General features: G+C 71.4%; 14 protein-coding genes. 13 read left to right on the forward strand and 1 reads right to left on the reverse strand.

All coding sequences use genetic code 11. From position 1 onward, the window contains the following. Positions 1-172 precede the first annotated feature (172 nt). From murJ to B8460_RS04685, 13 genes are all read left to right on the forward strand, one after another. The gene (murJ, locus tag B8460_RS04625; RefSeq protein ID WP_048860406.1) at positions 173-1,765 is read left to right on the forward strand and encodes a murein biosynthesis integral membrane protein MurJ; all 1,593 of its coding nucleotides are present in this window, start codon (positions 173-175) and stop codon (positions 1,763-1,765) included. Between the two features lie 22 nt (positions 1,766-1,787). Beyond that, positions 1,788-2,033, forward strand: coding sequence for a type II toxin-antitoxin system Phd/YefM family antitoxin (locus B8460_RS04630; protein WP_048860407.1), 246 nt, complete (start codon positions 1,788-1,790; stop codon positions 2,031-2,033). Positions 2,034-2,038: 5 nt separating this feature from the next. Beyond that, positions 2,039-2,443, forward strand: a complete 405-nt coding sequence (locus B8460_RS04635; RefSeq protein ID WP_048860408.1) for a type II toxin-antitoxin system VapC family toxin — start codon at positions 2,039-2,041, stop codon at positions 2,441-2,443. Positions 2,444-2,481: 38 nt separating this feature from the next. Beyond that, entirely contained in the window at positions 2,482-3,489 is a 1,008-nt protein-coding gene (trpS, locus tag B8460_RS04640) for a tryptophan--tRNA ligase (protein ID WP_048860409.1), read from the forward strand. A 16-nt stretch (positions 3,490-3,505) separates the two neighbouring features. Further along, entirely contained in the window at positions 3,506-3,823 is a 318-nt protein-coding gene (locus B8460_RS04645; protein ID WP_048860410.1) for an SCP2 sterol-binding domain-containing protein, read from the forward strand. Between the two features lie 93 nt (positions 3,824-3,916). After that, complete coding sequence (locus B8460_RS04650) at positions 3,917-4,777, forward strand: cytochrome c oxidase subunit 3 (RefSeq protein WP_048860411.1); 861 nt, start codon at positions 3,917-3,919, stop codon at positions 4,775-4,777. A 79-nt stretch (positions 4,778-4,856) separates the two neighbouring features. Next, on the forward strand, positions 4,857-5,492 hold the full coding sequence (locus B8460_RS04655) for an SURF1 family protein (RefSeq protein ID WP_158322710.1): 636 nt from the start codon (positions 4,857-4,859) through the stop codon (positions 5,490-5,492). After that, positions 5,489-7,000, forward strand: coding sequence for a carboxypeptidase M32 (locus B8460_RS04660; RefSeq protein WP_048860413.1), 1,512 nt, complete (start codon positions 5,489-5,491; stop codon positions 6,998-7,000). Before B8460_RS04655 ends, B8460_RS04660 begins: the two co-directional genes overlap by 4 nt. Positions 7,001-7,013: 13 nt before the next feature. Beyond that, positions 7,014-7,430 (forward strand): hypothetical protein, encoded by a 417-nt coding sequence (locus B8460_RS04665; RefSeq protein WP_048860414.1) that lies wholly within the window; start codon positions 7,014-7,016, stop codon positions 7,428-7,430. Positions 7,431-7,536: 106 nt separating this feature from the next. Next, on the forward strand, positions 7,537-7,956 hold the full coding sequence (locus tag B8460_RS04670) for a hypothetical protein (protein WP_048860415.1): 420 nt from the start codon (positions 7,537-7,539) through the stop codon (positions 7,954-7,956). Between the two features lie 97 nt (positions 7,957-8,053). Beyond that, positions 8,054-9,457 (forward strand): threonine synthase, encoded by a 1,404-nt coding sequence (thrC, locus tag B8460_RS04675; RefSeq protein WP_048860416.1) that lies wholly within the window; start codon positions 8,054-8,056, stop codon positions 9,455-9,457. Between the two features lie 97 nt (positions 9,458-9,554). Beyond that, positions 9,555-10,853, forward strand: coding sequence for a M16 family metallopeptidase (locus B8460_RS04680; RefSeq protein ID WP_048860417.1), 1,299 nt, complete (start codon positions 9,555-9,557; stop codon positions 10,851-10,853). A 9-nt stretch (positions 10,854-10,862) separates the two neighbouring features. After that, complete coding sequence (locus tag B8460_RS04685) at positions 10,863-12,191, forward strand: TldD/PmbA family protein (protein WP_048860418.1); 1,329 nt, start codon at positions 10,863-10,865, stop codon at positions 12,189-12,191. Positions 12,192-12,204: 13 nt separating this feature from the next. On the opposite strand, the gene polA is transcribed toward B8460_RS04685, so the two are convergent. After that, a partial coding sequence (gene polA, locus B8460_RS04690) for a DNA polymerase I (RefSeq protein WP_048860419.1) occupies positions 12,205-13,807 on the reverse strand: 1,603 nt, incomplete at its 5' end.

A 13,807-nucleotide genomic window follows, 5' to 3' on the forward strand; every position in this document is an offset into this window, starting at 1 on the left:
GGCCGCGGCGGCCCTGCTCGCGCGCTATCCGGGCGTGGACCTGCCCATCTGCCGCGCGGTCGCCGACCTGCTGGCCGGGCGCATCACGCTGGACGAGGCGGCGGGGCGCCTGCTTGCCCGGCCGCGCCGCGACGAGTAGCGCGGCGCCGGTCAGAGGGCGTAAGGGGCGGGAATGCTGCGCGGTATCCTGACGGTCGGTAGCTGGACGATGGCCAGCCGCCTGCTCGGCTTCGCCCGCGACATCCTGATCGCGGCGTTCGCCGGCACCGGCCCGGTGGCGGACGCCTTCTTCGTCGCCAACAAGCTGCCCAACCTGTTCCGCCGCCTGTTCGGCGAGGGCGCGTTCAACGCCGCCTTCGTGCCCGAGTTCTCCGGCCTGCTGGCGGCCGAGGGGCGCCCCGCCGCCGAGCAGTTCGCCACCGAGGCGATCGGGGTGATGACGTTCTGGCTCGGCCTGCTGACGGTGCTGGGCGAGATCTTCATGCCGGCGCTGCTGGTGGTCCTGGCGCCGGGCTTCGCCGAAGTGCCGGCGAAGTTCGCGCTGGCGGTGACGCTGACGCGGATCACCTATCCGTATCTGCTGCTGATCTGTCTGGCGGCGCTGTTGTCGGGGGTGCTGAACGGGCTGCACCGCTTCGCGGCGGCGGCGGCGGCGCCGCTGCTGTACAATACGGTTTCGATCCTGGCGATGCTGTTGCTGACGCCGCACGTGCCCACGGTGGGGCACGCGCTGGCCTGGGGCGTGTCGATCTCGGGCGTCCTGCAGCTTGCCCTGCTGGCGGTCGCGGTGCGCCGGGCGGGCATCCGGCTCTACGTGCCGCGCCCGCGCCTGACGCCGCGCATGCGGCTGCTGCTGCGGCGCATGGGGCCGGGGCTGATCGGCGCCGGCGCGACGCAGCTCAATCAGGCGGTGGACGTCATCATCGCCAGCCTGCTGCCGGCCGGCACCGTGTCGCTGCTTTATTACGCGGAGCGGGTGTACCAGCTTCCGCTCGGCACGATCGGGGTGGCGGTGGGCACCGCGATCCTGCCCGTGCTGTCGCGGCAGGTGCGTGGCGGCGAGGCGGCGGCGGCGGTCGATACGCTGAACCGGGCGCTGGAGTTCGCGCTGTTCCTGACCATTCCGGCGGCCCTGGCGCTCGCGATCAGCGCCGAGCCGATCATGTGGGTGCTGTTCGGACGCGGCGCCTTCACCCATGCCAACGCGGTGCTCTCGGCGCAGGCGCTGGCGGCCTACGCGCTCGGTCTGCCGGCTTATGTGCTGCTGAAGGTGCTGGCGCCGGCCTTCTTCGCGCGGGGCGACACGGCGACGCCGGTCAAGGTCGGCATGGCGACGCTCGCGCTCAATCTCGCGCTCAACCTCGCGCTGATGGTGCCGCTGCGCCATGTCGGGCCGCCGCTCGCGACCAGCCTCGCGGCGTGGTTCAACGCCTGCGCGCTGGCGGTGATGCTGCGCCGGCGAGGGTTTCTCGTGACCGATGCGCAGCTGCGCCGCCGGGTGCCGCGCGTGGTGCTGGCGGCGGCGGCGATGGGCGCCACGCTCGCGCTGATACAGGGACCGCTGTTCGCGCATGCCGACCTGGCCCGCGGCCTGCGCTGGGTCGCCCTCGCCGCGCTGGTCGCATCGGGCGGCGTCGCCTACGCGGTCGCCGGACAGGCGCTGGGCGGCTTCGACCTGCGCGCGATGGTGCCGCGGCGGCTTACTCGGTCGGCAAGGGTCACACCCCCGGCTGCTGGCGCCACCAAGCAGGCACCGCTACACTGACGACAGTTCGGAGATCACGGGCGTGCATGAGGTCGCGGACAAGGAAGCCCGGGAGCGCCTCCCCGACCTGCTCGACGAGGTGCAAAACGGCGGCGAGATCGTGATCACGCGCGACGGCCGGCCCGTGGCGCGGCTCGTGGGTCCGGCGCATGCCTTCGATCGTGACCGGGCCGCCCGGGCGGCGGAGGGGCTGTTGTCGGCCGGTGCGGGCCTCAGCCTGGACGGCCTGAGCATAGGCGAATTGATCGCCGAGGGACGCCGGTTCTGAGCTTCGTGCTCGACAACTCCGTCGCGATGACGTGGTGCTTCGGGGACGAGCTGACGCCGGCAACACGGATGCTGCTGCAACGGACAGTGGAGCGTGGTGCGCACGCCCCGTCGCTCTGGCCCATCGAGGCGGCCAATGTGCTGATCGCGGCCCAGCGCCGCGCCCGTATCGAGCCTTCGAAAAGGCGGGAGCTGCTCGGCTTCCTTGCCGAACTGCCGGTTGTGATCGACCCCGGAACCGCGTCCCACGCGTGGCATGCCGCCAGCGACTTTGCCGACGCCTTCGCCTTGTCGGTGTATGACGCCTGCTACCTGGAGCTTGCCAAGCGGCTCGGTCTGCCGCTCGGAACGCTGGATCATCGACTGGCGTCCGCGGCGAGGTGCCTGGACGTGCGCATCCTGCCCGACTGACCTTGCCCTGAGGGGCGTCGGCATGACACTTGGCGGCCATGCAGCGCATTTTTTCCGGCATCCAGCCGTCCGGTATCCCGACGCTCGGCAACTATCTCGGCGCGATCCGCAACTGGGTGGCGCTGCAGGCGGACCATGACTGCCTCTGGTGCATCGTGGACCTGCACGCGATCACCGTGTGGCAGGAGCCGGCCGAGCTGACGCGGGCGACGCGCGAGATGGCGGCGACGCTGCTGGCCTGCGGGATCGACCCGGCCCGGCATGTGCTGTTCCTGCAGTCCTCGGTCCCGGCGCATGCGCGGCTGGCCTGGATCTTCAACTGCGTCGCCCGCCTCGGCTGGCTCAACCGGATGACGCAGTTCAAGGACAAGGCGGGGCGCGACCGCGAGGCGGCGTCGACCGGCCTGTACGTCTATCCGAACCTGATGGCGGCCGACATCCATGCCTATCACGCGACGCGGGTGCCGGTGGGCGACGATCAGCGCCAGCATCTGGAGCTGGCCAACGACATCGGCGAGAAGTTCAACCATGACTACGGTACCGATTTCTTCCCGCGGATCGAGCCGCTGATCCTGGGGCCCGCCGCGCGGGTGATGAGCCTGCGCGACGGGACGAAGAAGATGTCCAAGAGCGATCCGTCCGATCAGAGCCGGATCAACCTGAACGACGACGCCGAGGCGATCGCGCAAAAGATACGGCGCGCCAAGACCGATCCCGAGCCGCTGCCGTCCGAGCCGGCGGGGCTGGAGGGCCGGCCGGAGGCGCGCAACCTCGTCGGCATCCTGGCGGCGCTGACCGGCACCGACCTGGCCGGGGTGCTGCGGGCGCATGGCGGACAGGGGTTCGGCGCGTTCAAGGGGACGCTGGCCGACGCGCTGGTGGCGACGCTCGGCCCGATCGCGGCGGAGACCCGGCGGCTCCTGGGCGATCCCGGGGCGCTGGACGCCATCCTGCGCGACGGGGCGGCGCGGGCGGCGGCGGTCGCGGACCCGATCGTGGCCGAGGCGGAGCGGCTGGTCGGCTTTCTCCGCCTGCGGCAGGCCTGAACAGGAGACGGACGCGATGGACATCGAGGAATTGGCGGCGATGCTGCGCGAGCGGGTCGAGTCGGCCGTCGCGCGCGGGGCGCCGACACCCACCAAGCGGGCGGCATTCGACCTCGGGCCGGCGGGGACGCTGATGCTCGACGGCACGGCGCGGCCGCCCGTGGTCGCGACGGGAGCCGGCGGGGCGGCGGACTGCACGCTGACGCTGTCGGCCGGCGATCTGGCGGCGATTCTCGGCGGCGAGCTTGATCCGACGGGCGCTTTCATGACCGGGCGGCTGAAGATTGCCGGCGATACCGGTCTGGCGATGCAACTCGCGACGCTTATGGGCTAGCATCCGGGCAGAAACCCGCCCCGGCGCGTCGCCGGCCCTTGAACCGGGGGGCGTTTTGGGGATTGATGCGCCGCACGCAAACGGACGGGCTGCATGGACACGCACGCACATACGGAACCCGCAATCGTCGGGTCGGGGGTGAAGAACCCCTATCACCTGGTCGAACCGAGCCCGTGGCCGATCATCGGCTCGCTAGGCGGGTTCTGCCTGGTCTTCGGCATCATCCTCGCCGCGCATTTCGGCAGCTATCTGCTGCTGGGCATCGGCGTGGTGCTGATCGCGGCGACGATGGTCGGCTGGTGGCGGGCGGTCCTGTCCGAGAGCCGGGTGCCCGGCCTGCATTCCAAGCTGGTGCAGCTTGGCATGCGCTACGGGATGATGCTGTTCATCACCAGCGAGGTGCTGTTCTTCGTCAGCTTCTTCTGGGCGTGGTTCAACTTCGCGATCTACCCCGACAACGTGGCGGGGCAGACCACGCCGATGTGGCCGCCGTCCGGGGTAAAGACGTTCGACCCCTTCCACCTGCCGTTCCTGAACACGATGCTCCTGCTGCTGTCGGGCACCACGATCACCTGGGCGCATCACAGCCTGCTGGAGCGCGACAAGCGCGGTCTGGTGATGGGGCTGGGCCTGACGGTGCTGCTCGGCATGACCTTCACGATGTGTCAGGCGATCGAGTATTCGGACGCACCGTTCAAGTTCGTCGGCGGCGGCATCTACCCGTCGGTGTTCTTCCTGGCGACGGGCTTCCACGGTTTCCACGTGATCGTCGGCACGATCTTCCTGATCGTCTGCTGGTTCCGCGCCCGCAGCGACGACTTCACGGTGGAGCGTCATTTCGGCTTCGAGGCGGCGGCCTGGTACTGGCACTTCGTCGACGTCGTGTGGCTGTTCTTGTTCGTCTGCATCTACTACTTCGGCGCCGGCCCGATCGAGGCGCATATCGGCGGCTGACGTGACGACGGCCGGGAGGGCGGCCCCACACCGGGGCCGCCTGTCCCGCCTCGCCGGCCCGGCGGTCATGACCGCCGTGATGCTGGCCATCCTGATCTCCCTCGGCGTCTGGCAGGTCCACCGGCTGCACTGGAAGCGCGGCATCCTTGCCGCGATCGACCATGCCGAGCAGACCGCGCCGATCCCGCTGCCCGCCGACCCCACTCCGTTCGCCAAAGTCGAGGTCACCGGCACCTATATGCCCGGTAGCGGCGCCCGCTACGGCGCCGAGGTGCGCGACACACGCGCCGGGCCGACGCTGGGTGAACAGGTGCTCGGCGTGCTTCGCCGCCCCAGCGCGCCGCCGCTGCTGGTCGATCGCGGCTGGGCGCCCGATACGGCGCAGCCGCCGCTGCCGGCGGGCGAGCAGCGTCTGGTGGGCTATGTCCGCGGGGCGGACCGGCCGGGCTGGTTCTCCGCGACGGACGACCGGACGGGACGGCGCTTCTACACGCTGGCGCCGGCGGCGATCGGCCCCGCGCTGGGGGTGCCGGACGTCGCGCCCTATACCCTGGTGCTGCTGGGCCGGCCGGAGTCCGGGGTGTGGCCGGCGCCGGCCGAGCATCTGCCGCGGCCGCCGAACGACCATCTGAACTACGCCCTGACATGGTTCGGCCTCGCCGCCATCCTGGCGGTGGTGTTCATCCTCTATGCACGGAAGGCGCTGCGGGCATGAACGCGGACGTATTACCGGCGGCCGGGACGGCGCTCGCCCGTCTGGTCGCCCGCTTCGCGCGGATCGCGACGGTTGGCGAGGCCGGCGCGATGCTGCACTGGGACGCGGCGGCGGTGATGCCGCCCGGCGGCGCCGCGGCGCGGGGCGACCAGCTCGCGGTGCTGGCGGGGCTGGGGCACGAGCTGCTGGTCGATCCGGCGATGGCCGACGACCTCGATGCCGCCGAGGCGACGCCCCCCGCCGATCCCTGGGCCGCGGCCAATCTGCGCCTGATGCGCCACGCGCATACCCGCGCGACCGCCCTGCCCCTGTCGCTGGTCGAGGCGCAGGCCCGGGCCAACGCGGCGTGCGAGACGATCTGGCGGCAGGCCCGGCGGGACAGCGACTTCGAAGCCGTGCGGCCGGCGCTGACCGAGGTCGTGCGGCTGGTGCGCGAGACGGCGACGGCGCTGGCCCCGGCGCTCGGCCTGTCGCCGTATGACGCGCTGATGGACGGGTTCCAGCGCGGCATCGGGGCGGCCGACGTGGCGCCGGTGTTCGACGCATACGAGCGCTTCCTCGCCGACGCGCTGCCGGCGGCGGAGGCGCGCGCCGCGGCAGCGCCGCCGGCCGTCCCGTCCGGCCCGTTTCCCGCCGCCGCGCAGGAGGCGCTGTGCCGCGAGCTGTCGGCGCGGGCGGGACTGGATTACGGGCACGCCCGGCTCGACCGCTCCGCGCATCCGTTCTGCGGCGGCACGCCGACCGACGTGCGCATCACCACCCGCTATGACGAGGCCGATTTCGCGGGCGCCCTGCTCGGCGTGCTGCACGAGACGGGCCATGCGCTGTACGAGCGCGGACTGCCGGCCGCATGGCGGCGCCAGCCGGTGGGCGAGGCGGCGGGGATGGCGGCGCATGAGAGCCAGTCGCTGCTGATCGAGATGCAGGCCTGCCGGTCCGACGCCTATCTGTCATTCCTCGGCCCGCGCCTGCACGCGGCGTTCGGCGGCGATGCCGCGCCCTATGCGCCGGACAACCTCGCGCGGCTGTGGCGGCGGGTGGCGCGCGGGCATATCCGCGTCGATGCCGACGAGATGACCTATCCGGCGCACGTCATCCTGCGCTTCCGGCTGGAACAGGCGCTGATCGCGGGCGATCTCGCGGTCGCCGACCTGCCCGGCGCGTGGGCGGAGGGCATTCGCGCGCTGCTCGGCCTCGTGCCGCCGGACGACGCGCGCGGGTGCCTGCAGGACATTCACTGGTACGACGGGGCGTTCGGGTATTTCCCGAGCTATACGCTCGGCGCCATGGCGGCGGCGCAGCTGATGGCGGCGGCGCGGCGCGACGTGCCGGCGGTCGATCAGGCGCTTGCCGAGGGCGACCACGCCCCCCTGCTCCGCTGGCTGCGCACGCATGTGCACGGCAAGGGCAGCCTGCTCGGCTTCAACGACCTGCTGCGGGAGGCGACGGGCCGGCCGCTCGACCCGCAGGACTTCCTGACCCATCTGCGCCGGCGCTATCTCGCGTGAGACATCCGTGCCGATGAAGACACCGCCCCCCGCGCGCCTGCTGGCGGCCGCCCTCCCCATCATCCTGCCGCTGGCGCTCGGCGCCTGCGCGCATCATCGCCCGGCCACCACCCCCGTCGCCGGCACCAGGCCGGTGCCACGCACCGGCGGCCCGGACGGCGGATGGTCGGGCACCAGCACCCGCTTCCAGGCCGACAGCCGCAGCTGCCCCAACCCGGGGCTGGTCAGCACGCAGGTATTCGACCGGCAGTTTCAGCTCCGCTGGGGCAATCGCGGGTCCGACCTCAGTGCCAGCATCCAGCCCGACGGGTCGATCATCGGCGGCGCCGGCGACGTGACCCTGTCGGGGAAATACACCGCCGAGCGCATCACCGTGGACGCGACCACCGATGCCTGCGGGCTGCACTATACGCTGCACCGCAGCAACTGATCGACAAATCTGCACGAAATTACATGAAACGGAGACATTCAGCCCCTTGCGACGCTGCCGGGGGTGGCACAAAGAGTTGCCTGCGTATGTTTCCCACGAGGATCAAATGAAAACCCTTCTGCGCCTGGGCACTGCCCTGGTTCTGTGCGGCGCGATCGCCGCGTGCTCCAGCCCGAAGCCGGCGCCGGTTCCCGCCGCGCCCGTCGCCGCCGTGCCGACCACGCCCCCGCCGCCGCCCACCACATTCGACGGCACCTATCGCGGCCTGATGACCCGCGTGCGGATGGCGAGCAAAAGCCATGCCTGTCCCCGCAGCCACGCCATGACGCTGATGATCGCCAACGGCACGTTCAGCTACAAGATGAGCAAGTCGACGACGTTCGATGGCACGCTTGCCGCCGACGGCAGCTTCACCGCCGCCGCGGGCGACATGACGATGAAGGGCATGGCGGCCGAGAAGATGGTCACCGGCACGCTCGACGGCGAGAACTGCGGCTACACGTTCAACCTGAAGAAGCGCGGCTGACGTTGATGCAGGGCCGGTCCGCGCGCTATGCCGCCGGGCCGGCCCACCCATCCACCCCGACCCGTCCGACCGACGCCGCCGGCTGAAGGGAGCGCGCATGCGCTATGTCTCCACCCGCGGCGAGGCTCCCGTCCGCGATTTCGCGGGCGTGCTGCTGGCCGGGCTCGCCGAGGATGGCGGGCTCTATGTTCCCGAATCCTGGCCGTCGTTCGACGCCGCTACGTGGCGCGTGCTGCGCGGGCGGCCCTATGCGGAGATCGCGACGGCGGTCATGCGGCCGTATGTCGGCGACGCGATCGATCCCGACACGTTCGCCGCGCTCTGCCGCGAGACCTATGACGGGTTCGGCCATGCCGCCGTGGTGCCGCTGGTCCAGACCGCGCCCGCCACCTTCGTGCAGGAGCTGTTCCACGGCCCGACGCTGGCGTTCAAGGACCTCGCGCTGCAACTCGTCGGCCGGCTGTTCGACCATGTGCTAAGCCGCGAGGGGCGGCGGATCGCGATCGTGGGCGCGACCTCCGGCGACACCGGATCGGCGGCGATCGCCGCCTGCGCGGGGCGGGCGCGGATCAACATCATGATCCTGCATCCCGACGGACGGACCAGCGCGGTGCAGCGGCGGCAGATGACGACGGTGGACGCGGCGAACGTGCGCAACGTCGCGGTGGCCGGCACCTTCGACGACTGTCAGGACCTGGTGAAGGCGATGTTCGCCGACGCGCCGTTCCGCGACGAGATGGCGCTGTCGGCGGTCAATTCGATCAACTGGGCGCGCATCGCGGCGCAGATCCCCTATTACGCCGCCGCCGCCCTGGCGCTCGGCGCGCCGGACCGGCCGGTGGACGTGGCGGTGCCCACCGGCAATTTCGGCAACGTGCTGGCGGCCTGGGCGGCGTCGCGCATGGGGCTGCCGATCGAGCGGCTGATCGTGGGCTCGAACCGCAACGACATCCTCGTCCGCTTCCTCGACGCCAACGACATGAGCGCCCGCCCGGTCGAGCCGAGCTTGTCGCCGAGCATGGACATCCAGGTCAGCTCCAATTTCGAACGCCTGCTGTTCGAGCTGCTGGACCGCGACGCGGCGGCGACGGCCGGGCTGATGCGGGCCTTCCGCGCGACGGGACGCATGCCGGTGCCGGACGCGGCGTGGCGGCGGGCGACCGCGCGGTTCATGGGCTTCCGTCTCGATGACGCCGGCACGACGGCGGCGATGGCGGCGGCGTGGCGGGAGAGCGGCTATCTCGCCGATCCGCACACCGCGGTCGGCCTTGCCGCGGCGGCGCGCCATGCCCGGCCGGGGGTGCCGGTCATCGTCGCCGGTACGGCGCACCCGGCCAAGTTCCCCGATGCGGTCGAAGCGGCCACCGGCATCCGCCCCGCCCTGCCGGCGGCGCTCGCCGACCTGTTCGAGCGCGAGGAGCACTACATCCGCCTGCCGGCCGAGCTGGCGCCGCTGCAGAGCGAGCTGCGCGCCCTGGTCGGCCGCAACCGGCACGGCTGAGGCGCCCGACGGCGCGCGGGGCGGCGCGCGGGACGGCGCGCGCCCCCGTTATGCGGCGGGCCTGTTCGCCCGGCGCCTTGCGCCTTACATATCCGGCATGAGCCAGACCGATCCCGAGCACGGCGGCGCGATCCGCGTCAGCCGCCTTCCCTCCGGCCTGACCGTCGTGACCGAGCGCATGGACCGGGTCGAGACCGTGTCCTTCGGCGCCTATGTCGCGACCGGCACCCGCAACGAGGAGGCGGAGGAGAACGGCGTCTCCCACTTCCTCGAACACATGGCGTTCAAGGGCACCGAACGGCGCAGCGCCGCGGCGATCGCCGAGGAGATGGAAGCCGTGGGCGGGCAGATCAACGCCTACACCGCCCGCGAACAGACCGCCTATTACGCCAAGGTGCTGGCCGACGACACCGCGCTCGCCGTGGACATCATCGGCGACATCCTGACCCACTCGACCTTCGCCGAGGACGAGTTCGAGCGCGAGCGCGGGGTGATCCTGCAGGAGATCGGGCAGGCGAACGACACGCCCGACGACATCATCTTCGATCACTTCCAGGAGATCGCGTATCCGGACCAGCCGATGGGGCGTCCCGTCCTCGGCACCGAGGAACGGATCGCAGCACTGCCCCGGCAGGTGCTGGTGGACTACATGCGCCGGCAGTATTCGACGACCAACACGGTGATCGCCGCCGCCGGCAAGCTGGAACACGCGGCGATCGTCGATCTGGTCGAGCGCCATTTCGCCGACCTGCCGCAGCAGCCGGTCGCACGCTGCCTGCCCGGCTTCTACACCGGCGGCGACCTGCGCGAGGAGCGCGACCTCGATCAGGTGCATGTCGTGCTCGGCTTCCAGGGGCCGGCCTACGACGACGCCGACTATTATCCGATGCTGCTGCTCTCGACCCTGCTCGGCGGCGGGATGTCCTCGCGCCTGTTCCAGGAGATCCGCGAGAAGCGCGGCCTGGTTTATTCGATCTATTCGTTCACCGCGCCATACATGGATGGCGGCCTGTTCGGCATCTATGCCGGCACCGGCGAGGAGCAGGCGGCGACGCTGTTTCCGGTGATGCTCGACGAGCTGGTGAAGGTACAGTCCGGCGTGACCGAGGCGGAGGTCGCGCGGGCGCGCGCCCAGGTGAAGGCGAGCCTGCTGATGTCGCTGGAGAGCACCGGCAGCCGCTGCGAGCAGATCGCCCGGCAGTGGCAGATCTTCGGTCGCATCATCCCGACCGAGGAGACGGTGGCCAAGCTCGCCGCCGTCACCATCGCCGATATCGAGCACGCCGCCCGGCGCGCTTTCCGCAGCCTGCCGACGCTCGCGACAGTCGGGCCGGCGCAGCGCGTGCCCTCGTTCGAAGCCATGCTGGAACGGCTCGGCGAGCGCGTCGCCGCCTGAGGACACGTCATGAACCCGATCGACCTGGTGCAAAGCCTTCTCGGCGCGGCCAAGCGGGCCGGCGCGGATGCCGCCGACGCGGTGTTCGTCTCCGGCGCCTCGCTCTCCGTGCAGCGGCGGCTCGGCAAGACCGAGCATGTGGAGCGGTCGGAAGGCCGCGACCTCGGCCTGCGCGTGTTCGTGGGGCAGCGGGCGGCGATCGTGTCGTCGTCCACGACCGACCCGGCCGGATTCGCCGCGCTGGCGGAACGGGCGGTCGCGATGGCGCGCGTGGTGCCCGAGGACCCGTATGCCTGCCTGTTCGACCCGGTCGCGGTCGAGGATCCGGCGACGCTCGACATCGCGGACGGCGTGGAGCCTGACGCCGCCGCGCTGACGGAGCGGGCGGCGGCGGCGGAGGACGCGGCGCTGTCGGTCGCCGGCATCACCAACACCGAGGGCAGCGAGGCCGGCTTCGGCCGGAGCGAGGCGGTGCTGGCGACCTCGGCCGGCTTCGTCGGCCGCACGGTGCGCTCGTCGCACTCCGTCTCCGCCACGGCGATCGCCGGGACCGGGACGGCGATGCAGCGCGACTACGATTTCCACACCGCCATCTATCTCGCCGACCTGGAGGACGCCGCGTCGATCGGCTTGCGGGCGGCGGAGCGGGCATTGGCGCGGATGAACCCGACCCGCCCGCGCACGGCGCGCGTGCCGGTGGTGCTCGACCCGCGCGTCTCGTCGTCGATGCTCGGTCACCTCGCGGGCGCGATCAACGGCGCGTCGGTCACGCGCGGCACGACCTTCCTCAAGGACGCGCTCGGCACGCGGGTGATGTCGGCCGGCATCCATATCCACGACGATCCCCGCCGGCGGCGCGGGCTGCGCAGCCGCACCTATGACGGCGAAGGCGTGCCGACGGTCCCGCGCGCGATCATCGAGGACGGCGTGCTGACGACGTGGATGCTCGACCTGCGTTCGGCGAAGCAACTGGGCCTGCAAAGCACGGGGCATGCGGCGCGCGGCACCGGCGGCCCGCCCTCGCCCGCGCCCACGAATCTCTACATGGCGGCAGGCCACGTCACGCCGGCGGCGCTGATGGCGGACATCAAGCTCGGCCTGTATGTGACCGAGATGATCGGCATGGGCGTGAACGGCATCACCGGCGACTACAGCCGGGGCGCCGCCGGGTTCATGATCCGCGACGGCGTACTCGCCGAGCCGGTGGCGGAGATCACGATCGCGGGCAATCTGCGCGACATGTTCCTCGCGCTGACACCGGCCAACGATCTCGTGTTCCGTCGCGGCACCGATGCGCCGACCTTGCGCATCGACGGGATGACGATGGCGGGCGCCTGACAGCTCGCCGCCGTCAGTGCGCGTCGGCCCAGGTGCGGCCGGTGCCCGTCTCGACCACCAGCGGGACCGAGAGCGAGGCGGCGCCCTCCATCACGCCGCGCGCCAGCGTCGCCAGTGCCTCGGCATCCCGCTCCGCGACTTCGAACAGCAGCTCGTCGTGAACCTGCAGCAGCAGGCGGCCGGCGAGACCGGATGCGCCGAGCGCGGCGGGCAGGCGGACCATGGCGCGCTTGATGATGTCGGCGGCCCCGCCCTGTAGGGGCGCGTTGATCGCCTGACGCTCCGCATAGCCGCGGCGTGCCGGGTTCTTGTCGCCGATGCCGGCGACCCAGCAGCGCCGGCCGAACGGCGTCAGCACATAGCCGTCGATGCGCGCCTGCTCCTTGGTCCGCTCCATGTAGGCGCGGATTTCCGGATAGCGGGCGAAATACGCGTCGATATAGAAACGCGCCTCGCCCGGCGTGATGCCGAGCTGGCGCGCGAGGCCGAAGCCGCTGATGCCGTAGATGATGCCGAAATTGATCGCCTTGGCGCGGCGGCGGGTCATCGGGTCCATGCCCTGCATCGGGATGCCGAACACCTCGCTCGCGGTGCGGGCGTGGATGTCCTCGCCGCGCGCGAAGCTGTCGCGCAGGGCGGCGATGTCGGCGACATGGGCGAGCAGGCGCAACTCGATCTGCGAATAGTCGGCGGAGACGAGGACGTTGCCGGGCGCGGCGATGAAGGCGTGGCGGATGCGGCTGCCTTCCTCGGTGCGGATCGGGATGTTCTGCAGGTTCGGATCGTTCGACGACAGCCGCCCGGTGGTGGTGATCGCCTGCGCGAAGGACGTGTGCACGCGCCCGGTCTCCGGGTTCACCTCGTCCACCAGGCTGTCGGCGTAGGTGGATTTCAGCTTCGCGAGCTGCCGCCAGTCGAGCACGCGCGCGGGCAGGTCGTGGCCCTGTTCGGCGAGGCCCTGCAGCACCGCCGCGTCCGTGCCATAGGCGCCGGTCTTCATGCGTTTGCCGCCCGGCAGCCCCATTTCGTCGAACAGGACCTCGCCCAGCGCCTTCGGGCTGCCGACGTTGAACGGGTGGCCGGCGAGGGCGTGGATCTCCGCCTCGATCACCGCCATGCGGGCGGCGAAATCGGCGGACATGCGGCGCAGGTCGTCGTGGTCGACCATCACCCCTGCCCGCTCCATCGCCAGCAGCACCGGCGACAGCCGCCGCTCGAGCCGTTCGTAGAGCACGAGCGCGCCCTCCGCGCGCAGGCGCGGACGCAGCGCGTGCCACAGGCGTAGCGCGACATCGGCATCCTCGGCGGCATAGGCGGTCGCCCGCTCGATCGGCACCTGCGCGAAGGGGATGCGGTTGCGGCCTGTGCCGGTCACCTCGTCGTAGCTGATCGGGTTGTGGCCGAGATGCAGGGCGCTCAGCTCGTCGAGCCCGTGCTGATGCAGCCCCGCCTCCAGGCTGTAGGAAATCAGCATCGTGTCGTCGAAGGGCGCGGCGGGCGGGAAGCCGGCGCGGTTCAGCACGGCGACGTCGAACTTCGCGTTGTGGACGACCTTCAGCACGCCGGGATCGGCGAGCAGCGGCCCCAGCAGCGCGATCGCGTCGGCGCGCCGCAGC

The sequence above is a fragment of the Acidisphaera rubrifaciens HS-AP3 genome, assembly GCF_000964365.1.
Lineage (GTDB): Bacteria > Pseudomonadota > Alphaproteobacteria > Acetobacterales > Acetobacteraceae > Acidisphaera > Acidisphaera rubrifaciens.

Coding starts and splice junctions, on each gene's coding strand:
- B8460_RS04670 (WP_048860415.1), top strand. CDS start 7,537: ATGAAAACCCTTCTGCGCCTGGGCACTGCCCTGGTTCTGTGCGGCGCG.
- B8460_RS04660 (WP_048860413.1), top strand. CDS start 5,489: ATGAACGCGGACGTATTACCGGCGGCCGGGACGGCGCTCGCCCGTCTG.
- B8460_RS04665 (WP_048860414.1), top strand. CDS start 7,014: ATGAAGACACCGCCCCCCGCGCGCCTGCTGGCGGCCGCCCTCCCCATC.
- trpS (WP_048860409.1), top strand. CDS start 2,482: ATGCAGCGCATTTTTTCCGGCATCCAGCCGTCCGGTATCCCGACGCTC.
- murJ (WP_048860406.1), top strand. CDS start 173: ATGCTGCGCGGTATCCTGACGGTCGGTAGCTGGACGATGGCCAGCCGC.
- B8460_RS04680 (WP_048860417.1), top strand. CDS start 9,555: ATGAGCCAGACCGATCCCGAGCACGGCGGCGCGATCCGCGTCAGCCGC.
- thrC (WP_048860416.1), top strand. CDS start 8,054: ATGCGCTATGTCTCCACCCGCGGCGAGGCTCCCGTCCGCGATTTCGCG.
- B8460_RS04645 (WP_048860410.1), top strand. CDS start 3,506: ATGGACATCGAGGAATTGGCGGCGATGCTGCGCGAGCGGGTCGAGTCG.
- B8460_RS04685 (WP_048860418.1), top strand. CDS start 10,863: ATGAACCCGATCGACCTGGTGCAAAGCCTTCTCGGCGCGGCCAAGCGG.
- B8460_RS04655 (WP_158322710.1), top strand. CDS start 4,857: ATGCTGGCCATCCTGATCTCCCTCGGCGTCTGGCAGGTCCACCGGCTG.
- B8460_RS04650 (WP_048860411.1), top strand. CDS start 3,917: ATGGACACGCACGCACATACGGAACCCGCAATCGTCGGGTCGGGGGTG.